Annotated in this window: 23 protein-coding genes; 13 read left to right on the plus strand and 10 right to left on the minus strand. The window is 70.0% G+C overall.

Annotation, left to right across the window (positions count from 1 at the left end; translation table 11 throughout):
* The first annotated feature begins 121 nt into the window (after nucleotides 1-121).
* On the plus strand, nucleotides 122-1606 hold the full coding sequence (locus ACYVJJ_RS01160; protein ID WP_460830423.1) for a leucyl aminopeptidase: 1485 nt from the start codon (nucleotides 122-124) through the stop codon (nucleotides 1604-1606).
* Nucleotides 1607-1624: 18 nt separating this feature from the next.
* Complete coding sequence (locus ACYVJJ_RS01165; protein WP_460830425.1) at nucleotides 1625-2050, plus strand: DNA polymerase III subunit chi; 426 nt, start codon at nucleotides 1625-1627, stop codon at nucleotides 2048-2050.
* 37 nt (nucleotides 2051-2087) lie between these two features.
* Here the strand turns inward: ACYVJJ_RS01165 and ACYVJJ_RS01170 are convergent, their stop codons facing one another.
* The gene (locus ACYVJJ_RS01170; protein ID WP_460830426.1) at nucleotides 2088-2882 is read right to left on the minus strand and encodes a hypothetical protein; all 795 of its coding nucleotides are present in this window, start codon (nucleotides 2880-2882) and stop codon (nucleotides 2088-2090) included.
* Nucleotides 2883-3103: 221 nt separating this feature from the next.
* On the opposite strand from ACYVJJ_RS01170, the gene ACYVJJ_RS01175 reads away from it, so the two are divergent.
* Together ACYVJJ_RS01175 and ACYVJJ_RS01180 are read left to right on the plus strand one after the other, a co-directional pair.
* Complete coding sequence (locus ACYVJJ_RS01175; RefSeq protein WP_460830427.1) at nucleotides 3104-5956, plus strand: valine--tRNA ligase; 2853 nt, start codon at nucleotides 3104-3106, stop codon at nucleotides 5954-5956.
* A gap of 77 nt (nucleotides 5957-6033) precedes the next feature.
* Nucleotides 6034-6174 (plus strand): hypothetical protein, encoded by a 141-nt coding sequence (locus tag ACYVJJ_RS01180; RefSeq protein WP_460830429.1) that lies wholly within the window; start codon nucleotides 6034-6036, stop codon nucleotides 6172-6174.
* 6 nt (nucleotides 6175-6180) lie between these two features.
* Here ACYVJJ_RS01180 and rimI read toward each other — a convergent pair whose 3' ends face one another.
* From rimI to pssA, 3 genes are read right to left on the minus strand one after another with little or no spacing between them, the layout of a single operon-like run.
* The gene (gene rimI / locus ACYVJJ_RS01185) at nucleotides 6181-6657 is read right to left on the minus strand and encodes a ribosomal protein S18-alanine N-acetyltransferase (RefSeq protein WP_460830431.1); all 477 of its coding nucleotides are present in this window, start codon (nucleotides 6655-6657) and stop codon (nucleotides 6181-6183) included.
* Nucleotides 6654-6953, minus strand: a complete 300-nt coding sequence (locus ACYVJJ_RS01190; RefSeq protein ID WP_460830433.1) for a hypothetical protein — start codon at nucleotides 6951-6953, stop codon at nucleotides 6654-6656. The genes rimI and ACYVJJ_RS01190 overlap by 4 nt, the downstream gene beginning before the upstream one ends.
* Nucleotides 6950-7726 carry a CDP-diacylglycerol--serine O-phosphatidyltransferase gene (gene pssA / locus ACYVJJ_RS01195; RefSeq protein WP_460830434.1) on the minus strand — a complete coding sequence of 259 codons (777 nt, stop codon included), beginning with the start codon at nucleotides 7724-7726 and terminating at the stop codon, nucleotides 6950-6952. Before pssA ends, ACYVJJ_RS01190 begins: the two co-directional genes overlap by 4 nt.
* Nucleotides 7727-7801: 75 nt before the next feature.
* On the opposite strand from pssA, the gene ACYVJJ_RS01200 reads away from it, so the two are divergent.
* The 4 genes from ACYVJJ_RS01200 (at nucleotide 7802) to ACYVJJ_RS01215 (ending at nucleotide 10950) form a co-directional block, all read left to right on the plus strand.
* Nucleotides 7802-8224: a DUF4124 domain-containing protein gene (locus ACYVJJ_RS01200; protein ID WP_460830436.1), complete on the plus strand. Its 423-nt coding sequence runs from the start codon at nucleotides 7802-7804 to the stop codon at nucleotides 8222-8224.
* 77 nt (nucleotides 8225-8301) lie between these two features.
* Nucleotides 8302-10020 (plus strand): proline--tRNA ligase, encoded by a 1719-nt coding sequence (locus ACYVJJ_RS01205; protein ID WP_460830437.1) that lies wholly within the window; start codon nucleotides 8302-8304, stop codon nucleotides 10018-10020.
* 89 nt (nucleotides 10021-10109) lie between these two features.
* The gene (locus ACYVJJ_RS01210) at nucleotides 10110-10496 is read left to right on the plus strand and encodes an H-NS histone family protein (RefSeq protein WP_460830440.1); all 387 of its coding nucleotides are present in this window, start codon (nucleotides 10110-10112) and stop codon (nucleotides 10494-10496) included.
* 55 nt (nucleotides 10497-10551) lie between these two features.
* Nucleotides 10552-10950, plus strand: a complete 399-nt coding sequence (locus ACYVJJ_RS01215) for a YkvA family protein (protein ID WP_460830441.1) — start codon at nucleotides 10552-10554, stop codon at nucleotides 10948-10950.
* A gap of 177 nt (nucleotides 10951-11127) precedes the next feature.
* On the opposite strand, the gene ACYVJJ_RS01220 is transcribed toward ACYVJJ_RS01215, so the two are convergent.
* The gene (locus tag ACYVJJ_RS01220; RefSeq protein WP_460830442.1) at nucleotides 11128-12372 is read right to left on the minus strand and encodes a threonine/serine exporter family protein; all 1245 of its coding nucleotides are present in this window, start codon (nucleotides 12370-12372) and stop codon (nucleotides 11128-11130) included.
* 59 nt (nucleotides 12373-12431) lie between these two features.
* On the opposite strand from ACYVJJ_RS01220, the gene ACYVJJ_RS01225 reads away from it, so the two are divergent.
* Genes ACYVJJ_RS01225 through ACYVJJ_RS01240 form a run of 4 tightly spaced genes read left to right on the plus strand, consistent with a single transcriptional unit; the run spans nucleotide 12432 to nucleotide 15920 of the window.
* Nucleotides 12432-13550, plus strand: coding sequence for an ABC transporter permease (locus ACYVJJ_RS01225; RefSeq protein WP_460830444.1), 1119 nt, complete (start codon nucleotides 12432-12434; stop codon nucleotides 13548-13550).
* The gene (locus tag ACYVJJ_RS01230) at nucleotides 13550-14341 is read left to right on the plus strand and encodes an ABC transporter ATP-binding protein (RefSeq protein ID WP_460830446.1); all 792 of its coding nucleotides are present in this window, start codon (nucleotides 13550-13552) and stop codon (nucleotides 14339-14341) included. Before ACYVJJ_RS01225 ends, ACYVJJ_RS01230 begins: the two co-directional genes overlap by 1 nt.
* The gene (locus tag ACYVJJ_RS01235; protein WP_460830448.1) at nucleotides 14341-15267 is read left to right on the plus strand and encodes an MlaD family protein; all 927 of its coding nucleotides are present in this window, start codon (nucleotides 14341-14343) and stop codon (nucleotides 15265-15267) included. Before ACYVJJ_RS01230 ends, ACYVJJ_RS01235 begins: the two co-directional genes overlap by 1 nt.
* Complete coding sequence (locus ACYVJJ_RS01240; RefSeq protein ID WP_460830450.1) at nucleotides 15264-15920, plus strand: ABC-type transport auxiliary lipoprotein family protein; 657 nt, start codon at nucleotides 15264-15266, stop codon at nucleotides 15918-15920. Before ACYVJJ_RS01235 ends, ACYVJJ_RS01240 begins: the two co-directional genes overlap by 4 nt.
* A gap of 142 nt (nucleotides 15921-16062) precedes the next feature.
* On the opposite strand, the gene ACYVJJ_RS01245 is transcribed toward ACYVJJ_RS01240, so the two are convergent.
* Nucleotides 16063-16671 (minus strand): alpha-ketoglutarate-dependent dioxygenase AlkB family protein, encoded by a 609-nt coding sequence (locus tag ACYVJJ_RS01245; RefSeq protein WP_460830451.1) that lies wholly within the window; start codon nucleotides 16669-16671, stop codon nucleotides 16063-16065.
* A gap of 78 nt (nucleotides 16672-16749) precedes the next feature.
* On the opposite strand from ACYVJJ_RS01245, the gene ACYVJJ_RS01250 reads away from it, so the two are divergent.
* Nucleotides 16750-18378 (plus strand): electron transfer flavoprotein-ubiquinone oxidoreductase, encoded by a 1629-nt coding sequence (locus ACYVJJ_RS01250; protein ID WP_460830453.1) that lies wholly within the window; start codon nucleotides 16750-16752, stop codon nucleotides 18376-18378.
* 46 nt (nucleotides 18379-18424) lie between these two features.
* On the opposite strand, the gene ACYVJJ_RS01255 is transcribed toward ACYVJJ_RS01250, so the two are convergent.
* From ACYVJJ_RS01255 to ACYVJJ_RS01270, 4 genes are all read right to left on the minus strand, one after another.
* Nucleotides 18425-20692, minus strand: a complete 2268-nt coding sequence (locus tag ACYVJJ_RS01255) for a reprolysin-like metallopeptidase (protein WP_460830455.1) — start codon at nucleotides 20690-20692, stop codon at nucleotides 18425-18427.
* A 287-nt stretch (nucleotides 20693-20979) separates the two neighbouring features.
* The gene (locus ACYVJJ_RS01260; RefSeq protein WP_460830457.1) at nucleotides 20980-21609 is read right to left on the minus strand and encodes a CoA transferase subunit B; all 630 of its coding nucleotides are present in this window, start codon (nucleotides 21607-21609) and stop codon (nucleotides 20980-20982) included.
* A gap of 131 nt (nucleotides 21610-21740) precedes the next feature.
* Nucleotides 21741-22457, minus strand: coding sequence for a CoA transferase subunit A (locus ACYVJJ_RS01265; RefSeq protein ID WP_460830459.1), 717 nt, complete (start codon nucleotides 22455-22457; stop codon nucleotides 21741-21743).
* A 124-nt stretch (nucleotides 22458-22581) separates the two neighbouring features.
* On the minus strand, nucleotides 22582-23994 hold the full coding sequence (locus ACYVJJ_RS01270; RefSeq protein WP_460830868.1) for a mannose-1-phosphate guanylyltransferase/mannose-6-phosphate isomerase: 1413 nt from the start codon (nucleotides 23992-23994) through the stop codon (nucleotides 22582-22584).
* Nucleotides 23995-24079: the final 85 nt, after the last annotated feature.

Below are 24079 nucleotides of genomic sequence, written 5' to 3' on the forward strand. Positions count from 1 at the left end.
GGCGGATACTGCCTCGCCCGACCGGTGCTGGACCGGCCGATCGGACCGGTGTCGGCCCTCAGGGTCGGCGATTGTACGTAAAACCCCCTTCACGACCGCTTTGACTGCCCGGGAACGCTGGATGGCCCTCGAATTCGACCTCTTCTCCGATGCACCGGCCTCCGCCAGCGTCGACTGCGTGATCGTCGGCGTCTTCGCCGACAAGACCCTCGCGGGCCCGGCGACGGCCATCGACGAGGCCACGGGCGGGCGCATCCGCGCGCTGATCGAGCGCGGCGACGTCTCGGGCAAGACCGGCAAGGTCGCGCTGCTGCACGACCTGGACGGCGTGACCGCGCCGCGCGTGCTGGTCGTCGGCCTCGGCGACGCGGCGAAGTTCGGCGTGCCGCAGTACATCAAGGCGACCGGCGACGCCGCGCGCGCGCTCAAGGCCGGCCCGGTCAGCCATGCGCTGACCACGCTGCCGCAGGTGCCGGTCAAGGACCGCGACGCCGCCTGGGCGATCCGCCAGGCCGTCATCGCGACCGACCACGTCGCCTACCGCTACACCGCCACGCTGGGCGAGAAGTCGAAGGCGAAGATCGAGCCGGGCCTGGCGCGGCTGTCGGTCGCGGGCGACGACGCGCAGGCGCTCGCGCAGGGCCAGGCGATCGCCGCGGGCGTGCAGTTCGCGCGCGAGCTGGGCAACTTGCCGCCGAACATCTGCAATCCCACGTACCTCGGCCAGCAGGCGCAGGAATTCGCGGCGCGCTTTGCCGAGTGCTCGTGCGAGGTGCTCGACCGCGAGCAGATGGAAGCGCTCGGCATGGGCTCGCTGCTCTCCGTGGCGCGCGGCTCGGCCAACCCGCCGAAGCTCGTGGTGCTGCAGTACCGCAACGGCGGCGACGCGAAGCCCTACGTGCTCGTCGGCAAGGGCATCACCTTCGACACCGGCGGCATCAACCTCAAGACGCAGGGCGGCGTCGAGGAGATGAAGTACGACATGTGCGGCGCCGCCACCGTCATGGGCACGTTCGTGTCCGCGGTCGGCATGAAGCTGCCGATCAACCTCGTGGTGGTCGTGCCGGCCGTCGAGAACATGCCCGACGGCGACAGCTACCGCCCCTCCGACGTCATCACCTCGATGGCGGGCAAGACGATCGAGGTCGGCAACACCGATGCCGAAGGCCGCCTGATCCTGTGCGACGCGCTGACCTATGCGCAGCGCTTCGAGCCGGCCGCACTGGTCGACGTGGCCACGCTCACCGGCGCCTGCGTCGTCGCGCTCGGCAAGTACGCCACCGGCCTGATGAGCAAGCACGAGGACCTCTCGGCGGAACTGCTCAAGGCCGGCGAGACGGTGTTCGACCGCGCCTGGCCGCTGCCACTGTGGGACGAGTACCAGACGCAGCTCGAGTCGACCTTCGCCGACGTCTACAACATCGGCGGCCGCTGGGGCGGCGCGATCACCGCGGGCTGCTTCCTCGCGCGCTTCACCGAGGGCCAGCGCTGGGCGCACATGGACATCGCCGGCGTCGCCAACGACGAGGGCAAGCGCGGCATGGCCACCGGCCGGCCGGTCGGCCTGCTGTCGCAGTGGCTGATGGATCGCGCCGCGCAGGCCTGAGCCGGCAGCCACGACCGGATGGCCCGCGCCGACTTCTACCTGATCACCACGCCGCGGTTCCGCGAGGAGCCGCTGCGGCTGGTGTGCGAGCTCGTCAAGAAGTCGGTCGCGGCCGGCCTGCCGACGCTCGTGCTGACGCGCTCGCAGGCACAGGCCGAGGCCCTCGACGACCTGCTCTGGGATATGGGGGACGACGTCTACATCCCGCACCAGATCGCCGGCGCGGAGGACGACGAGGACGAGGCCGAGGTGCTGATCGCACCCCCGGAGGCCGACGTGCCGCTGCGTGCGCTGGTGATCAACCTGCGCGATGCACCGGTCGAGAGCGGCTTCGACCGTGTTCTTGAGGTCGTACCGGCGGACGAGTCCGCACGTGGCCCGCTGCGCGAGCGCTGGAAGCAGTACCAGGCGCGCGGGCTGGAGCTGAAGAAGCACGACATGTGAGCGCGACCGGTGCGCACCGCAGTCGCACGCCGAACGCTCAGGGACACATGGCCTCGCTGCGCAGGGCGCATCCGGTGCCGCCCTCGCCCTTGCAAGCCGCCATCGCGGCGTCCGCCGCGGCCTTCGCATTGTCGCCGAAGCCGGGGATGACGCCCTGACTCGCCTCGGCAAGTGCCAAGCAGCGCCGCGAGAGGAAGATCTGCGCGCACTCCAGTCCCGCATCGGCGCACTTCGCCCGCAGCGCGCGGTGGGCGCGAACCGGGTGGGTCTCGCCGGACACCGTGGCGGTGAAGTCGCCGCTGATCGCGATCCCCTGCGCCGTCGGCAGCCGCGAGCTGGGGTCGGCCGTCTTGAGGTAATTGATGAGTTCCGCGTTCATGAACGCCCAGATGTGTCGCGGCCGCCCGGCCTGTGCCCCCTCCCCGCGTTTTGAACAGGCCACCTGGAGGACCAGCTCGTCATACGAACCCTTGGACGGCACGCGTGGCGACGCGTCGACAACGATCTCGACCGGATCGGGGATCGGCAGTCGCTCCGTCTTCTGGAAGGAATGGCCGTATTCCCAGTGGTGCTTGCCGCGCTGGAGGGTTCCAGCGGGGCAGTTGGCGACGATTTCCTGGATGGACTGGACCATCACCCCGTCACTCTCGAGAAGGTCGAGTTCGACGTGCTCCTGCAGCTGGAGGGCCGCCGGTACGGAATCGGGCGAAATACGCAGGGACGCGGTGTGATCTCTGCTGAAGCCGAGGAACACCCAGTTGTCCTCGTCCCTGCCTCCCGCCGGCAGTGCGAACACAGCGAGCAGCAGTGCCAGTACCGTCGTCGGCTTCATTCGCCCATCCCCCCTTCGGATGTCGACAGTGAATCCGCTCCAATTCCTATCCGCAAGGGCCGCTGCGCCCGGATGCGCGATCCGTCGCGTACTGCCGCGGCCGACCTCGTCGGGGCCCGCGCCGCGTCCGGTATCCTGATCTATCCACGCGACCGCTCGCCGGCCCGCGCCCCCTCTCTGGATTCCTGCTCCGTCCGCGGGGCACCGACCGCGCCCTCGCCATGACCACCCTCGCCCCCGGCTACGACCCCACCCAGTTCGAGACGCGCCTGTACCAGCAGTGGGAGGCGAGCGGCGTGTTCAAGCCGCGCGGCACGGGTGAACCGTATTCGATCCTGCTGCCGCCGCCGAACGTCACCGGCACGCTGCACATGGGCCATGCGTTCCAGCACACGCTGCAGGACGCGCTGATCCGCTACCACCGCATGCGCGGCTTCGACGTGCTGTGGCAGATGGGCACCGACCACGCGGGCATCGCGACCGAGATGGTGGTGTCGCGCAACCTCGCGCTCGAAGGCACGGGGGAGACGCGCGATTCGCTCGGCCGCGACGGCTTCATCGCCAGGGTCTGGGACTGGAAGCAGAAGTCCGGCGACACCATCGAGCGCCAGATGCGCCGGCTCGGCACGTCCGGCGACTGGACGCGCAGCGTCTTCACCATGGACCCGATGGCCGCCGACGCGGTGCGCGAAGCCTTCGTGCGCCTGTTCGAGGAGGACCTGATCTACCGCGGCCAGCGCCTGGTCAACTGGGACCCGGTGCTGAAGACCGCGATCTCCGACCTCGAGGTCGTCAACGAGGAGGAGGACGGCTCGCTGTGGTCGATCCGCTATCCGCTCGCCGACGGCGCCACCTACGAGCATGTCGAGCACGATGCGGACGGCGTCGAGGTGCTGCGCGAGGTGCGCGACTACCTCGTCGTCGCCACCACGCGCCCCGAGACGATGCTCGGCGACACCGCGGCGATGGTGCATCCGGAGGATCCACGCTATCTCGCCCTGCACGGCAAGCAGGTCGAGCTGCCGCTGACCGGCCGCCGCATCCCCGTGATCACCGACGACTACGTCGACCGCGCCTTCGGCACGGGCGTGGTCAAGGTCACGCCGGCGCACGACTTCAACGACTACGCGGTCGGCCAGCGCCATGCGTTGCCGATGATCAACATCTTCACGCCGGACGCGAAGGTGGTCGACGACGCCGGCGTGCCGGCAGCCTATCGCGGCCTCGACCGCTTCGACGCGCGCAAGGCCGTGCTCGCCGACCTCGAGGCGCAGGGCCTGCTGCTGGAGACCAAGCCGCACAAACTGCAGGTGCCGCGCGGCGACCGCACGAGCCAGGTGATCGAGCCCTACCTCACCGACCAGTGGTTCGTGAAGATGGACACGCTCGGCGCGCGCGGTCTGGAGCTCGCCGAAACCGGCGCGGTGAAGTTCGTCCCGGGCAACTGGATCAACACCTATCGCCACTGGATGGAGAACATCCAGGACTGGTGCATCTCGCGCCAGCTCTGGTGGGGCCATCGCATTCCCGCCTGGTACGACGCGAACGGTCGCGTCTACGTGGGCCGCGACGAGGCCGAGGTGCGCGCCAAGAACGACCTCGCCACGGACGTCACGCTGACGCAGGACAGCGACGTGCTCGAGACCTGGTTCTCGTCCGCGCTGTGGCCCTTCAGCACGCAGGGCTGGCCGAACGCGCAGCTCATGGCCGAGCGCGGCTTCGACCGCTACGTGCCCTCCAGCGTGCTCGTCACCGGCTTCGACATCATCTTCTTCTGGGTGGCCCGGATGATCATGATGACCGACCACTTCACCGGCGAAGTCCCGTTCAAGGACGTCTACATCACCGGCCTGGTGCGCGACGCGCAGGGCCAGAAGATGAGCAAGTCCAAGGGCAACATTCTCGACCCGCTAGACCTCATCGACGGCATCTCGCTCGACGACCTCGTCGCCAAGCGCACATCAGGTCTGATGCAGCCGAAGATGGCCGAGAAGATCGAGAAGGCCACGCGCAGGGAATTCCCGAACGGCATCCCGGCCTTCGGCGCCGATGCGCTGCGCTTCACGATCTGCGCGCTCGCCACGCACGGCCGCGACATCAAGTTCGACCTCGGCCGCGCCGAGGGCTACAAGAACTTCTGCAACAAGCTGTGGAACGCCACGCGCTTCGTGCTGATGAACACCGACGGCTTCACCGCGTCGGGCACGCCGGAGCCGCGGACGGACGCCGAGCGCTGGATCCTCGCGCAGCTCGCGCGCACGGCCGCCGAGGCCGAGCAGCATTTCGCCGATTACCGCTTCGACCTACTTTCGCAGGCACTGTACGAATTCGCCTGGAACCAGTTCTGCGACTGGTTCGTCGAACTCGCCAAGCCCGCGCTCACCGGGGACGACGCCGAAGCCGCGGCGAGCACGCGTCATACGCTGCTCTACGTGCTCGAGCGCCTGCTCTCGCTGCTGCATCCGCTGATCCCGTTCGTCACCGAGGAGCTGTGGCAGGCGGTTGCGCCGAAGCTCGGCATCGCGGAGACGACGATCATGCTGCGGCCCTATCCGACGCAGCTCGACGTTCCGGGTTACCTCAACGACGAGTTCGAATCGTCGGAGACGTCCGTCGAATGGCTCAAGGCCGTGATCTCGTCCGTGCGCCGCATCCGCAGCGAGCTCAACGTCGCGCCGTCGAAGCAGGTCGCGCTCCTCGTGGCCGGCGGCAGCGGCGAGGACCGCGCCCGCCTCGCGCGCTTCGACTCGCAGCTGCGCTTTCTCTGCAAGCTCGACTCGATCGCCGTGCTCGACGATGCGACGGCCGCGCCGGCCTCGGCTGCGGGCGTGGTCGGCGAGCTGAAGCTGCTCGTGCCGCTGGACGGCCTGGTCGACCTGGGCGCCGAGCGCACCCGTCTGGACAAGGAGCTCAAGCGCGTCGACGGCGAGATCGCGAAGTCGCAGGGCAAGCTGGCCTCCGACACCTTCGTGGCCAATGCGCCCGCCGCGGTCGTCGAGCAGGAACGCAAGCGCCTCGTCGACTGGACCGCACAGCGCGAGGCGCTGGCGACCCAGCGCGCGAAACTGGGCTGAACGGTTTCCGGGCCTACCGCAATGCAGGCATCGCGGCGGCCCGCCCGGCGTTATCCTCGGCCTGAAGGAGGCACGCCGTGATCCTGGACAGCATGCTTGAGAGCCATCCGCTCGCGCTCGTTGCGATCTCGGTGCTCGCGCTCGCCGCGTACGGCGTCGGCCGACTGGTCGACGCCTGTTCGCGCCACCTGCGCCGGCCGCGCCCGCACGGCCCCTGACGCCACCTACTCCGGCGGCAGCAGCTCCATCGCCATCACGATGGCGTCCTCGCGCCCGTCGCGGGCCGGGTAGTAGCGCGGCCGCCGCCCGATCTCGTTGAAGCCTTCGCGGTCGTACAGTGCGATCGCGCCGAGGTTGGAGGGGCGCACCTCGAGGAAGACCCGCTGCGCGCCCCGCGCGCGCGCCAGGTGCAGCAGCGCCCGCAAGAGCCGGCGCCCGTGCCCCGCGCCCTGGTCCTCGGGCGCGACGCAAATGTTGAGCACGTGGGCCTCGCCGGCCGCGAGGCTCATCAGGAAATAGCCGCCGATCCGCCCGTCGATCTCGAGCACCCAGGCGATGTAGTCCGCGCGCAGGCAGTCGCGGAAGATGCCGGCCGTCCACGGGAATTCGTAGGCGCGTCGCTCGACGGCGAAGACGGCGTCGACGTCGGCCTCGCGCATCGGCCGCAAGGCGGCGGCAGCGGGAAGCGGCTGTGCGCTCATGGGGCGCGACGCGCCTTGCGCAGCGGGCGCAACACGCGCCAGAACGCCCGTCGGGCAGCGGCGTCGCGCGGGACGCCGTGCACCGCAATGAGCGGCCCGAGCTCGAGCCCCCGCGCGGCGCGAACCAGCCCGGGCGGGAGCACGCCCGCGGCCGGGGGCGCATCGTCGTCGGAGGCCGGCAGCTCGGGCGCGATCGCCCGCGTGGGCGCGATCACCGGCGCGTCCTGCAGGCGCAGCACGTCGAAGCCCATGGCCTGGAGCCAGTCGAGTTGCTCGCGGGTCCAGGGCAGGCTCATGCGGCCGCCTCGGCGGGCCGACGCATGCGCCGCCAGATCGCGTAGGCGATGCCGGACAGCGCATACAGGCCCGTGATCGCGAGCAGCACGGTCGGCGGATCGACGGCGATCGCCACCAGCACCGCGACCACCACGACGATGGCGAGGAAGGGCACCCGGTCGTTGCGCGGCCCCCCGCCCTTGAAGCTGAAGTAGCGCAGGCGGCTGACCATCAGCAGCGCCGCGGCGACCGTCACGGCGAGTGCCGGATAGCGCAGGGCTTCGCCGGACCAGCCGAATTCCGCGCACGTCCAGACGAAACTGACCACCAGCCCGGCCGCGGCCGGACTCGCCAGGCCGATGAACCAGCGCTTGTCGACCTGCCCGACCTGCGAGTTGAACCGCGCCAGCCGCAGCGCCGCGCAGGCCGCGTACAGGAAGGCGACGATCCAGCCGAGCTTGCCGGGCGTGGCGCCGTCGAGCCGCATCGAAGCGAGCGCCCAGTGGTACATGAGCAGGGACGGCGCGAGCCCGAAGCTGATCAGGTCGGCCAGCGAGTCGTACTGCACCCCGAACTCGCTCTGGGTATTCGTCAGGCGGGCCACGCGGCCGTCGACGCCGTCGAGGATCGCGGCCACGAAGACGGCGATGCAGGCGTCCGGATAGTGCCCCTGGGCGGCGGCGATGATCGCGTAGAAGCCAGCGAACAGGCCGCCGGTGGTGAAGAGGTTGGGCAGCAGGTAGATGCCGCGGGCGCGCGGGCGGGCCTTCGTTTCCAGCGGACCAGGTTCCATTTCGGCAGTGTATCGCTTGCCCCCGGGGTCGCGCGGTGGTGCAATCGGGCCGTTCCCCCGTTGCCTGGAGCCGCCATGCGCCGGCCCGTCCGCTTTGCCCTGTTGCCGCTCGGTCTCGCCCTCGCCACGTTCGCGCTCGCCGCGGGTGCCGGCGAGCTCTACCAGTGGAAGGACGCCAAGGGCGTGACCCACTACTCCGACGCGCCGCCGCCCGGTCAGAAGCACACCACGCGTCGCATGGACGCGCGGCCCGCGCCGGTCGCCGCGGCCAAGCCGGTCGTCAACGCCGACTGCAGCAATGCGCGCAACAACCTCAAGCTGCTGCAGGGCACCGGCAAGCTGGGCGTCGACGACAACAACGACGGCAAGCTCGATCGCGAGCTCACCACCAGCGAGCGCGCCGGCCGCCTGAAGATGGCCGAGGGCCAGATCGAGATCTACTGCGACGCGCCGGCGGCGAACGCGGCGGCCACCGCCGCGGCCGCGAAGACGCGCTGAGCGACGCACCACGGCGGCGGCGGCCCCGCCGCCCCCGCGTGGCAGAATGGCGCCCTTTCCGCGCCTGAAGCCCGCCGATGCGCCTGTCGCAGTTCCACCTCCGCACCACCAAGGAAACGCCCGCCGACGCCGAAGTCGTCAGCCACCGGCTGATGCTGCGCGCGGGCATGATCCGCAAGCTCGCCGCCGGCGTGTACACGTGGAGCCCGCTGGGCCTGCGCGTGCTGCGCAAGGTCGAGCGCATCGTCCGCGAGGAAATGACCAACGCGGGCGCGATCGAGGTGCTGATGCCGTCCATCCAGCCGCGCGAGCTGTGGGAGGAGACCGGCCGCTGGGAGAAGTTCGGCGGCCAGTTGCTCAAGATCCGCGACCGCAAGGAGAGCTGGTACGCCTACGGCCCCACGCACGAGGAGGTCATCACCGACTTCGCGCGGCAGGAGCTCGCGAGCTACAAGCAGCTGCCGGTCAACTTCTTCCAGATCCAGACCAAGTTCCGCGACGAGATCCGCCCGCGCTTCGGCGTGATGCGCGCGCGCGAGTTCCTGATGAAGGACGCCTACTCGTTCCACGTCACCGACGAGGACCTCGCCCGCGAGTACCGGAACATGTACGACGCCTACGGGCGCATCTTCACGCGCCTGGGGCTCAAGTTCCGCGCCGTGTTCGCCGACACCGGCGCGATCGGCGGCAGCGCCTCGCACGAGTTCCACGTGCTCGCCGATTCGGGCGAGGACGCGATCGCGTACTCGACGGGCTCGGACTACGCGGCGAACGTCGAGCTGGCCGAAGCCGTTTCGCCGGGCGGGCGTCCCGCCGCGAGCGAGGCGATGCGCCGCGTCGACACGCCCACGCAGAAGACCTGCGAGGACGTGGCCGCGCTGCTGGGCATCGACCTCACGCGGACGGTGAAGTCCGTCGCCGTAATGGGCGTCGATCCCGAGAACAATCCGCGCTTCGTGCTCGCGCTCGTGCGCGGCGACCACGCCGTCAACGAGATCAAGCTCGCCAAGCTGCCGGGCATGACCGAGTACCGCCTCGCGACCGAGGACGAGATCCGCGCGCACCTCGGTGCCTCGCCGGGCTTCCTGGGGCCGGTCTCGCCGGCGAAGCCGATCTTCGTCGTCGCGGACCGCTCGGTCGCCGCGATGGCCGATTTCGTCGTGGGCGCGAACGAGAACGGCGCCCACCTCGCGGGCGTGAACTGGGGCCGCGACCTGCCCGAGCCGGACCTCGTCGCCGACATCCGCAATGTGGTGGCCGGTGATCCGTCGCCCGACGGCACCGGCACGCTCGGCATCGCGCGCGGCATCGAAGTCGGCCACGTCTTCCAGCTCGGCCGCAAGTACGCGGAAGCCATGAAGTGCACCGTGCTCGACGAGACCGGCCGCGCCACGACGCCGGCGATGGGCTGCTACGGCATCGGCGTCTCGCGCATCGTCGCGGCGGCGATCGAGCAGAACCACGACGACAACGGCATCGTCTGGCCGGAAGCGATCGCGCCGTGGCAGGTGGCGGTCTGCGTGATCAATCCGAAGAACGCGCCGGAGGTGGCCGAGGCCGCCGAGTCGCTGCACCGCGAGCTGCAGCAGGCCGGCGTGGACGCCGTGCTCGACGACCGCGGCCTTCGCGCAGGCCAGATGTTCGCCGACATCGAGCTGATCGGGATCCCGCACCGCATCGTGGTGAGCGAGCGCGGCCTTCAGGCCGGCACGTTCGAATACCGCCATCGGCGCGCGAGCGAGGCCGAGCAGCTCGATCGTGCGGCAGCGATCGCGCGCGTCGCCGCCAGCGCGTAGTTACCGCGATTTACCCGGCAATTGCCGCCCGCTAGGATGGGCCGCCCGCGAACGGCGGCCTATTTTCTTTTCGACTTCCGGAGAACCCCATGGCACTCGACCTCAACAGCATGTCGGCCAAGGAGCTCGAAGCGCTGATCGCGCAGGCGAACAAGCGCCGCGCGGCATTGAAGAAGCGCAAGCCGGTCGCCGACGTGCGCAAGCGCCTCGAGCAGATCGCGCGCGCCGAGGGCTATTCGATCACCGAACTGTTCGGTGCACGCAGCGGCGTCTCGGCCGCGACGCCCGCCGGCCCGCGCGCACCCGCCAAGCGGGCCAAGCGCGGCCCGTCGAAGATGGCCGGCACCAAGGTCGAGCCGAAGTACCGCAATCCCGCCAATGCCGCGGAGACGTGGTCGGGCCGCGGCAAGCAGCCGCGCTGGCTCGCGGCCTACACGGCGCAGGGCCGCGCGCTCGAGGAATTCCGCATCGCCTGATGCGCGGCGGGCCGCGCTCATCGCGCGATCACGTCAGACGCGGAAGCCTGAACGCATGCCTCCACTTCTCGGGCGCATGCGCGGCTGGGCGCGCACGATCAAGCGCCAGACGCTGGTCGTCTACTACGCCGCGCGCGATCCCGACACGCCCTGGGCCGTGCGCCTGCTCGCGCTCGCCGTCGCCGCCTACGCACTGAGCCCGATCGACCTGATCCCCGATTTCATCCCGGTGCTCGGTCATCTCGACGACGTGCTGATCCTGCCGCTCGGGATCGCGTTCGTGCTGCGCCTGCTGCCGCGGCAGGTCGCCGAGCGCGCACGGCTGCAGGCCGACGCCGCCGCGTCGCGACCGACGCGCCGGGCCATGGCGGTGGCGATCGTCGGGGTCTGGCTCATCGCGCTCGGGTCGGCTGCGTCATGGGCTTGGCGATACTGGACGGCGCGTTCCGGCTGAGCGATGCGACCGCAACGCGTCGCGGGCCGAGCGCATTCCGATGAGGTGCGGTTAGACGCAATCCGCGGTCGGAACGCGATGCAGGCACTATCACCGCTGAGCTGGCGTCCAACCCATGCAGCGGCCCCGCATCCGCTGGCCTGACGACAGGTCGCGGCGCGCGAGGGCCTCGTCGCCTCAGAGATTCCGCCGCGGCGGCAGCAGGAGGTTTCCGAACAGCAGACCGGCGATCAGTGCCGCGAGCGTGTTGAGCACCGCCAGCAAGGCCGCCTGTCCCGCGCCGATATCCTGCTGCTGGATCAGGCTGAGCAGCCCGCGCAGGCTCGCGCTGCCGGGCACCAGCATGATGATGCCGGGCACGCGGATGATCGCGCCGGGCCGATGCCACCAGCGCGCGTAGGCGTTGCCGATGGCCGTCATCGCGAGCGCGGCAAGGAAGACGCCCGCCGGGCTGCCGGCGGCCTGCCCTGCGTACTTGGAGATCAGGTAGCCGCAGGCGGCGGCGAGCATCACCTTCGGATAGTCGCGATAGCTCGCGCGGAACAGCACCGCGAAGGCGAGCGCGGCGAGCGCGAGCGAGACCCACTCCATCCACGCGGGCTGCGGCCGCGACGCGCGCACGTCGGGCACCAGCCCGATGAGGTCCATCGTGTAGAGCGCGATCAGCGTGCCGATGCCGAGCTTGAGCACGGTCGTGAGCGCCCCGGCGAAGCGCGCGGTGCCGGAGACGAGGTGCTGGCCGGTCAGCTCGCTCATCGCATTGGTGAGCGTCAGGCCGGGCAGCAGCACGACCAGCGAGGCGATGATCACGGTGTTCTGGTTGAGCGGCGCGATCGCGGTCGCGACGAGCACCGCGATCGTGCCCGCGAGCATGCCGGCGAGCGCCTCGAATCCCGCGCGCACGCGCGGCATCCATTCCGCCGCCTGCGCGAGCAGGCCGATCAGCAGGCCGGTGGCGCCTGCGACGGCGATGTCGAGCCACGGCAGCCGCAGCAGCCCCGCGACCGACGCCGCGGCGAGGCCGAAGGCGAGCACCTCGAGTTGCCGCATGCGCCGCGTGGGCGGACGGTCGAGCGCACGCATCCGCGCGAGCGCGTCGGCCGGATCGAGTTGCCCGGCGAGCACCTCCTCGGCGATATGGTCGGTCTGCGTGAGCCGGTGCAGGTCGACCTCGCCGGGCGCGAGCCGCAGCACGCGCGTGGTGTCGCGCAGGCCCGTCGCGCGCCCGGGATCACTGAAGGTGAGGATCAGCCCCGTGGGGTTCGACCAGGGCTCGCAGCCCACGCCGAGCCGCGTGGCCACCGCGGTGAGCGCGCCCTCGAGGCGGTCCGACGTGGTGCCGTAGCGATGCAGGCGCTGCGCGAGCTCGACCATGAAGTCGATGCGTGCGGCGTAGTTGGCCTCGCTCAGGGGGGCGGTCATCGGTGAAGGATCGCATGCCTGTACGGCGACGGCCGAGTCTGTATGCTCCTGCGCGACGCATGACCCTGCCCTCCCCGCCCGCGCCGCCTTCGATCGACGCCGACCCGCGGGACGGTGCCGTGCGCCTCGTCGGGCACTGGACGATCGACCATGCCGCAGCGATCGGCGACGCGTTGTCCGCCGCGCCCTGCGGGCTCGCGCGCGTGGATGCGCGCGGCATCGAGCGTCTGGATTCGCTCGGCGTGCTGCAGTTGCTGCGCTACTCGCGCCGCTGCGGCGTGGAGTTCTCGTCGTTCGAGTTCCGCGACGAGCACTGCGCGCTGGTGAGCGCGATCGAGGACGTCGCCGACGAACGCCCCAAGCGCCGCCGCGAGTACGGCGTCGCCGCCGCCCTCGGCCGCCTCGGCTTTGCGGTCAAGGACAACTGGAAGGAAGTGCTGGCGCTGGTGGGCTTCCTCGGCGAGACGCTGGTCAAGCTGCTGCGCACGGTCAAGGAGCCGACGCGTTTCCGGCCGACCGCGCTCGTGCACCACATGGAGCAGGTCGGGCTCGACGCGGTGCCGCTGGTGGCGGTGCTGTCGTTCCTGGTCGGCGCGGTCATTGCCTTCCTCGGGGCGAACGTGCTGCGCGACTTCGGTGCGGAGATCTATGTCGTCGAACTGGTGAACGTCGCGTTCCTGCGCGAGTTCGGCGTGCTGCTGACGTCGATCATCCTCGCCGGCCGCACCGCGAGCGCGTTCACCGCGCAGATCGGCGCGATGAAGAGCCGCGAGGAGATCGACGCGATCCGCACGCTCGGCATGGACCCGGTCGACCTGCTGGTGATCCCGCGCGTGCTCGCGCTGCTGGTGATGCTGCCGCTGCTGACCTTCCTGGCCATGCTCGCCGGCCTGCTCGGCGGCCTGACGGTGGGCGCCTTCGGTCTCGACATCCCGCCCCAGCAGTACCTCGCGCGCATGCAGGAGACGATCGAGGTCAAGCACATGTGGGTCGGCCTCTCGAAGGCGCCGGTGTTCGCGACGGTGATCGCGCTGGTGGGCTGCCTCGAGGGCCTGCAGGTGCAGGGCACCGCGCAATCGGTCGGCGAGCGCACGACCTCGAGCGTGGTGCAGGCGATCTCGCTGGTGATCGTGCTCGATGCCTTCGCGGCGCTCTGGTACATGGTGATGGGCATCTGATGGCCGAGCGCGAACCCATCATCCGCGTGCGCGGCCTGAGCAACCGGTTCGGCGAGCAGGTCGTGCACGACGCGCTCGACCTCGACGTGATGCCGGGCGAGATCATCGGCGTGGTGGGCGGCTCGGGCACCGGCAAGTCGGTGCTGATGCGCTCGATCCTCGGCCTGCGCACGCCCGACGAGGGCGAGATCGAGGTGCTGGGCGTCGACGCGCGCGCAGGCGATCCGGATGCGCGCCGCCACATCGAGCGCAATACCGGCGTGCTGTTCCAGGACGGCGCGCTGTTCTCGTCGCTCACGGTGGGCGAGAACGTCGAGGTGCCGCTCAAGGAATACCACCGCGACCTGCCCGAATCCCTGCGCTACGAGCTCGCGCTGCTCAAGATCAAGCTCGCCGGCCTGCCCGCGGACGCGATCGACAAGCTGCCGTCGCAGCTCTCGGGCGGCATGCGCAAGCGCGCGGGCCTCGCGCGCGCGCTCGCGCTGGACCCGCCCCTGCTGTTCCTCGACGAGCCCACCGCAGGCCTCGACCCGATCGGCGCGGCGGCGTTCGACCACCTGATCCGCACGCTGCAGCAGGCGCTCGGGCTCACGGTCTTCCTCATCACACACGATCTGGACACGCTATACGCTATCTGCGACCGGGTGGCCGTGCTCGCCGATCGCAAGGTGATCGCGACCGCGCCCATCGAGGAGATCGAGCGCCTGGACCACCCGTGGGTGCAGGAATACTTCCACGGCCCGCGTGCCCGCGCGGCGCAGGTGGCCCGTGAACGCGGAGACACGCGCTGATGGAAACCAAGGCCAATTACGTCCTCATCGGCGCCTTCACGCTGATCGCGAGCACCGTGCTCCTGCTGTTCGCGCTGTGGGCGGCGAAGTATTCCTCGGAGAAGGACTGGCAGCAGTACGCGGTGGTCTTCAACGAGCCGGTGACCGGCCTCTCCGAAGGCAGCTCCGTGCAGTACAACGGCATCTCGGTCGGCACCGTGGAGACACTCCGGCTCGCACCCGAGGATCCGCGGCGCGTGGTCGCCACCCTGCGCGTGCAGGCCGACGCCCCGATCAAGACCGACACCCGCGCGAAGATGTCGCAGAGCGGCATCACCGGGCCGCCCTTCATCCAGCTCACCGGCGGCAGCCCGAAGTCGCCGCGCCTGACGGCTGTCGACCGTCGCGACATCCCGATCATCAGGACAGAGGCCTCGGCGCTGCAGAACATCGCCGACACCGCGAACCGCCTCGTCGCGCGCCTCGACGACGTCCTCAGCGAGAAGAACATCGCCCACGTGTCGAACACGCTGGCGAACATCGAGTCCCTCACCGGCTCGCTCGCCGCGCAGCGCGAGGACATGCGCGCGATCATCGCCGACGCGCGGATCTCCGCCGCCGAACTGAAGGCGACGCTGGCGGGTGCGAACGACGTGGTCGGCGACGTGGATCGCGAACTCGCGAACAAGCTGCCCGGCCTCGTCGGCAAGCTCGACAGCACGCTGACCAAGCTCGAGTCCGCGGCGGACGGCGCCAACGGCATCGTCAACGAGAACCGCGCGGCGATCAGCAGCTTCACCAATGAAGGCCTGAGCCAGGTCGGCCCGACGCTGACCGACCTGCGCGCGCTCGTGCGCGACCTGCGCCAGGTCACCGACCGCCTGGAAGGCGGCGCGGGCGGCTACCTGCTCGGCCGCGACGCGCCCAAGGAGTTCGAGCCGAAATGAGTCCGCACCCCGCCCGTTTCCCGCTCGTGGTGCGCGCATCGCGCGTGCTCGCGCTCGCCGGCGTGCTCGCCGCCCTCACGGGCTGCGGCCTGCTCGGCAAGAAGGACAAGCCGCCGCAGTACGACCCGATCGGCGCATCGCCGACCGCCGCCGCGACCGCGGGACCCACCGCGGGTTGGCAGCTGGTGCTCGCACCGGTGCAGGTGGCACGGCCGTACGACAGCCTGCGCATCGCCGTGCGGCCTGCGCCGCAGGAGCTGCAGGTCTACAAGGACGGCACGTGGGCGCAGCGCCCCGCGGAAATGCTCGAGCGCGCCCTGCTGCGCACGCTGGAGGATTCCGGCCGGCTTCCAGCCGTGGCGCGCGCGGGCAGCGGCATCGTCGGCGACTACCGGCTGCTGCTCGACATCCGGCGGTTCGAGGCCGACTACGCCGGCGCGGCCGTGCCGAGTGCGACGATCGAGGTCAGCGCGAAGCTGCTGCATTCGAAGTCCGCGGACGTCGTCGCCTCGCGCGTGTTCGTGCAGGCCGAGCCGGCCGCGGGCACCGCGGTACCGGCGGTGGTCGATGCCTTCGACCGCGCGCTCGCGCGCGTCAGCCGCGACGTGGCCGACTGGACGGTCGCATCGGGCGGGTCGGGCCGCGGGCGCTGAGCTGCGGTCACGAGGTGACAAGCGCTCCCGCGCCCGTTGCACAGCCTGCCGATCGTCTCGACACCCTACTCTGCCGCGCGTGGGCGGCGCCCTGAGGACAACGCGTCTCCCGTAGCCACTGACCACGAGGTCGGGCGCCGCGTCAGGCCCCGCCCCGGGGTGCCCGGCGCGCCGCCTCGCCGGCCACCCGACGGAAGGTGAGATTGATGCGCGCACCGACCGGCCGCCGCGTGCGGGGCAGCGCATGGCGATACGCCTGCTGTGTCGTGCCCGCCATCACGAGCAGGCTGCCGTGCGGTAGTTCGACGTGGTGGCGGGCCCCGGATGCGCGATGCTTAAGTGCGAAGCGGCGGGTCGCGCCCAGGCTGACCGACGCGATCACCGGCGCGGGCCCCAACTCGGGTTCGTCGTCCGCATGCCAGCCCATCGCATCGGCGCCGTCGCGATAGAGGTTGACGAGCACGCTGTCGAAGGCCACGCCGAGCTCCGCGGCAAGCCGCGTGCGCAGCGGCGCCAGCGCCGGACGCCACGGCTCCGGCAGGTGGCGCACGCCGGAATACCGGTACGCGGCCCCGGGGTCGCCCATCCAGCAGCTGAGTCGCGGCGACGGCACTTCGCGGCCGAACAGGCGCACCGGATGGCAGCGCCACGGCACCTCGCCGAGCAAGGCCGCGAACAGTGCGTCGGCCGCGCCGGGCTCGAGCCAGCCGGGCTCGAGGCGTACGTCCGCGTCGGGCAGGTCCAGTCGCACGCCGGCGACGCTAGCACGCCTGCATTGGCGCCTCCGGGCCAAACCGCGACAATGGCGGGTCAGCCCGCGGAGAGTTCCATGAGCACGAGTCCCGAGATCGAACGCGACGTGATGGAGTACGACGTCGTCACCGTCGGCGCGGGGCCGGCCGGGCTGGCCTTCGCGATCCGCCTCAAGCAGGTGAGCCCGGAGCTCTCCGTCTGCGTGATCGAGAAGGCATCCACCATCGGCGCGCACATCCTGTCGGGTGCGGTCATCGAGACAGGCCCGCTCGACGCGCTCCTGCCGAACTGGCGCGAGAACCCGCCGCCGGTCTGCGTGCCGGCCACGGAGGACGAGTTCTGGCTGCTGACGAAGACCGGCGGCCGCAAGCTCCCCGTGCCGCCCGGCATGAACAACCACGGCAACGTGATCGTGAGCCTGTCGGCGATGTGCGCCTGGCTCGCGCCGCAGGCCGAGGCACTCGGCGTCGAGATCTACCCGGGCTTCGCCGCGAGCGAGACCCTGCACGACGAGTCGGGCGCAGTCGTCGGCGTGCGCATCGGCGACATGGGAATCGCGAAGGACGGCTCGCACAAGCCGGGCTTCACCGCCGGTATCGACATCCGCGCGAAGGTCACCGTGCTCGCCGAAGGGGCGCGCGGGCACCTGACCAAGCGCCTGGTGAAGCAGTTCGCGCTCGACGCGGGCCATGATCCGCAGACCTACTCCATCGGCATCAAGGAGCTGTGGCAGGTGCCCGAGGAACGGGTGAAGCCCGGCAAGATCGTGCACTCCTTCGGCTGGCCGGCGGACAACCGCACCTACGGCGGCAGCTTCCTCTACCACCTCGACAAGGGCCGCATCGCGGTCGGCTATGTCAGCGGCCTCGACTACAAGGACCCCAACTACCGCCCGTGGGAAGCCTTCCAGCAATGGAAGAACCATCCGTCGGTGAAGCCGCTGCTCGACGGCGGGACCATCGTCTCCGCCGGCGCACGCGCGATCGTCACCGGCGGCTGGCAGTCGCTGCCGACGTGCGAGATGCCCGGTGCGATCCTGATCGGCGACACCGCGGGCCTGCTCAACGTGCCGAAGATCAAGGGCACTCACCAGGCGATCCGCTCCGGCATGCTCGCGGCCGAGCATCTCGCGGCGAATGCGCTGTCGCCCGCGGGCTGGGACGCGAAGCTCCGGAACTCGGACGCGATGCGCGAGCTGCACGAGGTCCGCAACGTCAAGCCGGCCTTCAAGCGCGGCCTGTGGTTCGGCCTGCTCAATGCGGCGTGGGAGACGGTCACGCGTGGTAAGTCGCCATGGACGCTGAAGAACGCGCCCGACTGGTGCCAGATGGAGAAGCTCGCCGAGTACGAGTCACCCGACCGCGGCTACGGCGAGCGCACGCTCGCCCCGCGCGATCGCCTCGCCGGCGTCTACTTCGCCGCCACCGAGCACGACGAAGACCAGCCGGTGCACCTCAGGGTGCTCGACACGTCGATCTGCGTCACCCGCTGCGTCGAGGAGTACGGCAACCCCTGCACGCGCTTCTGCCCCGCGGGCGTCTACGAGATCGTCGAGGACGCCTCGAGCGAGGGCACCGGCCGCCGCCTGCAGATCAATGCCGCCAACTGCGTGCATTGCAAGACCTGCGACATCAAGGACCCGTACGAGATCATCAACTGGGTGACGCCGGAGGGTGGAGCGGGGCCGAATTACCAGATGCTGTAATACAAATGGCCCGCGAATGCGGGCCATTTGTATTTCGGGCGAGCAGTCAGAAACCGTAGTTCGGCATGCTTTGGTTACGCACCTGCCAACCGCTGGGCTGGCCACGCAGGTACGTGGGAGCGAAGGAGCCGTTCGCGTTCGCGGTCCAAGTCCATACCTGGTTATCGCCTACCCACAGGACGTCCATACGCCCATCGCCATTGAAGTCCCCCGTCGCGACCGGCTGATAAATCTGCGAAATCGAGTTGACGCCACCGTAGGTCCAACTGGCCCCCTGCATGTTCCAACCCTGGACGCTTCCTCCGTTGGGCCCGACGTTATGCCACAGCACGTCTTCGCGCCCATCAGCATTGAGATCACCCGTTCCCACGACCGTCCAGCCTCGCGGGTAATCGCGCATGTAGATGACCCCATACCCACCTGAGGGGCTGGCCTGCCACTGCCACAATGTGGTTTCCGCCATATCACGCCAGAGGACATCGGCATACCCATCCGCGTTGTAGTCGCCAATGCTTACAACACGGTACTCACTGGTAATCCGGTGCACCGGCCCATAGGTCCAGTTCGCACCGTTCATCAGCCAGACCTGCATGCCTTGGGCACTGGGACTGTGCCAATAAATGTCCGATCGGCCGTCGGCGTTGGCATCCGCCGTGGCAACCGGGTGCCAGCCAGCGGGGTAATCGCGCAGGTAAATCACCGAGTACGTCCCGTTCGCAGTCGCGATCCAGGCCCACAACTGGGTCCGTCCAGTGTCATGCCAAAGGATGTCGGCACGACCGTCTCCGTTGAAGTCGCCGGTCGCACCGACTCGATAGACGTTCGAGATCGCACTTACGGGACCGTAGGACCATGCGGCGCCATTCATCAACCATGGCTGGAACCCCTGGGCGTCAATGCCATGCCAGAGAACGTCGGATCTCCCGTCGGCATTAGCATCGCCACGTGCCGGCCGAGTCGAGTTCGGCAGCGGCACCACCATCGCGCGGAACGCGGCCACCTGCGGGATCGTCTGGCTCAGCGCACGCGCGTTGTCGGCCTGGTTCTCCACGCCGCAGGCGCGGCCACCGCAGAGCGTGATGCGCGGGTTCGAGAACACGCGATAGCGCGACTGGCCCGAATCGCCATAGGCCATGATCGTGTAGAAGTTGCCGTTCGCCGCGCCCGTCTTGTAGCCCGTGGCGTACGGGAAGACGCCCATCTCGTCGGTCTCGAGCGTCCCGTTGTTGTTGTCGTCGGCGGTGGCCAGGTCGTGCTGCGCGCCCATGTTGTGGCCGAGCTCGTGCGCGAACGTCTCCTGGCGGCAGAAGTAGGTATTGCCGTCGGTGCCCTTGTCCTCGCCGTCGCTCACCACGGAGTAGCCGAAAAACGCGCTGCCCGAGGTGATCTTGCCTTGATTGCCGCCGCCATTGATCCAGGCCACGCCGCAGCCGTCGTTCTCGGGATCGTTGAACTTGCGCACCAGCGAGACGAGGTCCGCGCCGTACTGGTCACGCGCCGCCCGCAGCGCCGAGAAGGCGGCGTTGGGCGTCGTCTGGCTGCTGCCGGTGTGGCCGGTCAGCTCCTGCAGCGCGGTGTCGTTCTTGTTCGCGTCGGTGTAGCTCACCTTGACGGTGTGGACGATGCGCACGCGCGCGTCGATCTGCGAGTTCGCGTAGGCCTCGTTGGTGACCTCCGCGAGCAGGTTCATGCGCGTCACGGCCTGCGAATCGCCACCGAGAGCGCTCGCCAGGCCCGTCGTGTAGCCGACGACCACGTCGACGGTATTCGCCGCGGTCGCAGGGGCCGCGCCGACCGCCGCGGAAGCGAGCATCGGCTGCGACGCCGCGGCGGTGCCCGCGAGACGGGGCGGCACGAGGAAGTCGCGCCCGCTGGGCCGCGTGGCGGCGTTGACGATGCCGGCAAGGCGGCGACGATCCGTCTCGACCAGCCAGGTGCGACCGTCGCGGATCGTCAGGCGCAGGGGCTCCTCGCCCGGCCGGTCGATCAGGCCGAACGCGGCCTTCTCGCCGAACGTGATGATCGCGCGCTGCGACGGATCGCCGTTGAGCGAGCCGACCCAGGTCCAGTCGCCGGAGGCGTGCGCGGCCTCGCGGCTGAAGCGAAAGCGCAGCTGCTCACCCGACGGCAGCGGCACCGTCAGCTCGCCGCCGACCGCCGCTCGCGCATGCGCCTCGCTGAGGTCCGTGCGATGCCAAGTATAGGCGCCGTCGTGGCGCACCACGCGCTGCGCGGGATACGTCATCAGTCCGCCGCGGTCCGGCGCATTCGCGAACCGGTGCGCCGCGATCGCCTGGGCGAGCGCGGCCCGCATCCCTGCGGCGGGTGCGGCAGCGGTGGTCGCACGCGGAGCGTCCTGCGCCCGGATCACCACGGACGGCTCGTCGCGAGCACAACCGGCGGCAATGAGCGCGCAGGACAGGAGGAGCGGGAGACGAAGCTTCATGGCATCACCGGTCGATTGACGTGATGATGCTCGCGTGAAAACTCCGCTGATTCAATGGCCTGCATCAGGCCAAACGTGATGCGCTCCGAACATGCCCACCGTCGCCCAGCGGATGTTCATGAAACCGCGGCCCCGCGTTCAGGCGCGACGGCCGCTCAGTCGAGGATGGCGACCCCTGTCCGGGCGCGCAGCTCATCGACCTCGACGCCCGGCGCGAGCTCGACCAGCCGCAGTCCCTGGGCGGTGACATCCAGCACCGCGAGCTCGGTGATGATCCGGTTCACCACGCCCACGCCCGTCAGGGGCAGCGTGCACTCCGGCAGGATCTTGTGCTCGCCGTTCTTGGCCGTGTGCTCCATGAGCACCACCACGCGCTTCACGCCGGCGACGAGGTCCATCGCGCCGCCCATGCCCTTGACCATCTTGCCGGGCACCATCCAGTTGGCGAGGTCGCCCGTCGCGGTGACCTGCATCGCGCCGAGGATCGCCAGGTCGATGTGCCCGCCGCGGATCATCGCGAACGAGTCGTGGCTGCCGAAGAAGCTCGCGCCCGGCATCGCGGTGACGGTCTGCTTGCCCGCGTTGATGAGGTCGGCGTCGATCTCGTCCTCGGTCGGGAACGGACCGATCCCGAGCAGGCCGTTCTCGCTCTGCAGCCAGACGTGCATGCCCTCGGGGATGTGGTTGGCCACCAGCGTCGGCAGGCCGATGCCGAGGTTGACGTAGGCGCCGTCGGTGAGCTCACGGGCGGCGCGCTGCGCCATCTCGTCGCGGGTCCAGGGCATTGCGGTTCTCCGGAAGTTGTCTGCTTCGGACGGCGGGTGGCCGTCCATGGCGCCACGGCACCTCTCCGTCGGGCCCCGCCCGGGCATCCTGCCCGGGCGCTCACCGACGCAGCCGATGCCGCGGCATCGGCTCAGCGCGTCGTTTCACCCGCGCGCACGGTGCGCTGCTCGATGCGCTTCTCGGGGCTCGCATTCACCACGATGCGGTCGACGTAGATGCCCGGCAGGTGGACGTGGTCGGGATCGATCGCGCCGATCGGCACCAGCTCCTCGACCTCCGCGACGCAGACCCGGCCGGCCATCGCACAGGCCGGATTGAAGTTGCGCGCGGTCTTGCGGAACACGAGGTTGCCGGACTCGTCGGCCTTCCACGCCTTCACCAGCGAGACGTCCGCACGCAGCGCCGTCTCCATGACGTACATGTGCCCGTCGAACTCACGCGTCTCCTTGCCTTCCGCCACCACCGTGCCGTAGCCGGTGCGGGTGAAGAACGCGGGGATGCCCGCGCCGCCGGCGCGCAGGCGCTCGGCGAGCGTGCCCTGCGGATTGAACTCGAGCTCGAGCTCGTTCGACAGGAACTGGCGCTCGAATTCCTTGTTCTCGCCGACATAGGACGAAATCATCTTGCGGATCTGGCGCGTCTCCAGCAGCAGGCCGAGACCGAAGCCGTCGACGCCCGCATTGTTGGAGATCGCGGTCAGACCCTTCGCGCCGGAGTCGCGCAGAGCGGCGATCAGCGCCTCGGGGATGCCGCACAGGCCAAAGCCGCCGACGGCGAGGGTCTGGCCGTCTTCGATGAGGTCGGCGAGCGCCGTCTTCGCGTCGGGATACAGCTTGCTGCGCGCCATGCCACCACTCCTGTACGGGACCCGCGGATTCTAGCGGCGCGCCTGCGGCGCCGCACCGTACCTTCGGCCGATGCGGGTCGTCGGTGGACACGGCCGTGCATCGAGGCGTCGTGTACCGCGTCCGTCAGGACCGCCCGTAGACGTCCTCGAGGCGCTCGATGTCGTCCTCGCCCAGATACCCGCCCGACTGCACCTCGATCAGCTCGACGGGCGTCTTCCCGCGATTGCGCAGCCGATGCACGCTGCCGCGCGGGATGTAGGTGCTCTCGTTCTCGGCGACCTCGTAGACGCGGTCGCCGCAGGTCACCTCGGCGACGCCCGACACCACCACCCAGTGCTCCGCGCGATGCGCATGCCGCTGCAGGCTCAGCGCGGCGCCGGGGTTCACGACGATCCGCTTGACCTGAAAGCGCTCGCCGACGGCCAGCGAGTCGTAGCTCCCCCAGGGCCGGTAGACCTTGCGATGCACGAGGTGCTCCGTGCGTCCGTCGGCCTTCAGGCGATCGACCAGCCTCTTGACGTCCTGCACGCGGTCCTTGCGGGCCACTAAGGTGGCGTCGGCGGTGTCGATGATCACGAGGTCCTCGACGCCGAGCGTCGCGATCATGCGGCGCTCGGACGCGCGCACCAGGCTGCCGCGCGTGTCGACCGAGATCACGTCGCCGTCGTGGCGATTGCCGTCGGCATCGCGCTCGGCGACCGACCAAAGCGCCGACCACGAGCCGATGTCGCTCCAGCCGCAGCTCACCGGCACGACGGCGGCGCGATCGGTCTTCTCCATCACCGCGTAGTCGATCGAGTCGCTCGGACTCGCGGCGAAGGCCTGCGCATCGATGCGGGTGAAGTCGAGGTCGCTTCGCGAAGCACCGTGCGCGGCGCGCGCCGCGGCTTCGATGGCGGGCGCGTGGCGCGCGAGTTCCTCGAGGTAGCGCACGGCGCGGAACAGGAACATGCCCGAGTTCCACGAATAGCCGCCATGCGCGACATAGCCTTCTGCGGTGGCGACGTCGGGCTTCTCGACGAAGCGATCGACGCGGTAGCCGTGCGTACCGAGCGGCTCGCCCCCGAGGATGTAGCCGTAGCCCGTCTCCGCGTAGTCCGGGCGGATGCCGAAGGTGACCAGCCAGCCGTCGTCGGCGAGCGCCCGCGCCTGCGCGACGGCGCTGCGGAAGGCGGCCTCGTCCTCGATCAGGTGATCGGCCGGCAGCACCAGCATCGTCGCCTCGGGATCGCGGGCGGCGAGGTGCAGTGCGGCGAGTGCGATCGCCGGCGCCGTGTTGCGCGCCGACGGTTCGAGCAGGATCCCGCCATTCGCCACGCCGGCGCCGTGCAACTGCTCGCCCACCATGAAGCGGTGGTCCTCGGCGCAGACCGTCACCGGCGCCTGCGCGCCCGGCAGGCGGCTCGCGCGCAGCACGGTCTCCTGGTAGAGCGAACGGTCGCCCATCAGGGCAAGGAACTGCTTGGGCTGGTTCTGCCGCGAGAGCGGCCAGAGCCGCGTCCCGCTGCCACCGCTGAGGACCACCGGATGCAGCATCGGCCGGGCCATCGAAAAAGGGCCGACAGGATACCGCCGCCCGCCCTCACCCCGGCCTAACGGCAGCGGCCGCCTGCGTCCGCTA

It is taken from the genome of Lysobacter humi (ex Lee et al. 2017), from assembly GCF_054781815.1.

Excerpts from the sequence above, each read along its gene's own strand:
- ACYVJJ_RS01160 (WP_460830423.1), top strand. The coding sequence starts at position 122 with ATGGCCCTCGAATTCGACCTCTTCTCCGATGCACCGGCCTCCGCCAGC.
- ACYVJJ_RS01165 (WP_460830425.1), top strand. The coding sequence starts at position 1,625 with ATGGCCCGCGCCGACTTCTACCTGATCACCACGCCGCGGTTCCGCGAG.
- ACYVJJ_RS01170 (WP_460830426.1), bottom strand. The coding sequence starts at position 2,882 with ATGAAGCCGACGACGGTACTGGCACTGCTGCTCGCTGTGTTCGCACTG.
- ACYVJJ_RS01175 (WP_460830427.1), top strand. The coding sequence starts at position 3,104 with ATGACCACCCTCGCCCCCGGCTACGACCCCACCCAGTTCGAGACGCGC.
- rimI (WP_460830431.1), bottom strand. The coding sequence starts at position 6,657 with ATGAGCGCACAGCCGCTTCCCGCTGCCGCCGCCTTGCGGCCGATGCGC.
- ACYVJJ_RS01190 (WP_460830433.1), bottom strand. The coding sequence starts at position 6,953 with ATGAGCCTGCCCTGGACCCGCGAGCAACTCGACTGGCTCCAGGCCATG.
- pssA (WP_460830434.1), bottom strand. The coding sequence starts at position 7,726 with ATGGAACCTGGTCCGCTGGAAACGAAGGCCCGCCCGCGCGCCCGCGGC.
- ACYVJJ_RS01200 (WP_460830436.1), top strand. The coding sequence starts at position 7,802 with ATGCGCCGGCCCGTCCGCTTTGCCCTGTTGCCGCTCGGTCTCGCCCTC.
- ACYVJJ_RS01205 (WP_460830437.1), top strand. The coding sequence starts at position 8,302 with ATGCGCCTGTCGCAGTTCCACCTCCGCACCACCAAGGAAACGCCCGCC.
- ACYVJJ_RS01210 (WP_460830440.1), top strand. The coding sequence starts at position 10,110 with ATGGCACTCGACCTCAACAGCATGTCGGCCAAGGAGCTCGAAGCGCTG.
- ACYVJJ_RS01215 (WP_460830441.1), top strand. The coding sequence starts at position 10,552 with ATGCCTCCACTTCTCGGGCGCATGCGCGGCTGGGCGCGCACGATCAAG.
- ACYVJJ_RS01220 (WP_460830442.1), bottom strand. The coding sequence starts at position 12,372 with ATGACCGCCCCCCTGAGCGAGGCCAACTACGCCGCACGCATCGACTTC.
- ACYVJJ_RS01225 (WP_460830444.1), top strand. The coding sequence starts at position 12,432 with ATGACCCTGCCCTCCCCGCCCGCGCCGCCTTCGATCGACGCCGACCCG.
- ACYVJJ_RS01230 (WP_460830446.1), top strand. The coding sequence starts at position 13,550 with ATGGCCGAGCGCGAACCCATCATCCGCGTGCGCGGCCTGAGCAACCGG.
- ACYVJJ_RS01235 (WP_460830448.1), top strand. The coding sequence starts at position 14,341 with ATGGAAACCAAGGCCAATTACGTCCTCATCGGCGCCTTCACGCTGATC.
- ACYVJJ_RS01240 (WP_460830450.1), top strand. The coding sequence starts at position 15,264 with ATGAGTCCGCACCCCGCCCGTTTCCCGCTCGTGGTGCGCGCATCGCGC.
- ACYVJJ_RS01250 (WP_460830453.1), top strand. The coding sequence starts at position 16,750 with ATGAGCACGAGTCCCGAGATCGAACGCGACGTGATGGAGTACGACGTC.
- ACYVJJ_RS01255 (WP_460830455.1), bottom strand. The coding sequence starts at position 20,692 with ATGCGGGCCGCGCTCGCCCAGGCGATCGCGGCGCACCGGTTCGCGAAT.
- ACYVJJ_RS01260 (WP_460830457.1), bottom strand. The coding sequence starts at position 21,609 with ATGCCCTGGACCCGCGACGAGATGGCGCAGCGCGCCGCCCGTGAGCTC.
- ACYVJJ_RS01265 (WP_460830459.1), bottom strand. The coding sequence starts at position 22,457 with ATGGCGCGCAGCAAGCTGTATCCCGACGCGAAGACGGCGCTCGCCGAC.
- ACYVJJ_RS01270 (WP_460830868.1), bottom strand. The coding sequence starts at position 23,994 with ATGCTGCATCCGGTGGTCCTCAGCGGTGGCAGCGGGACGCGGCTCTGG.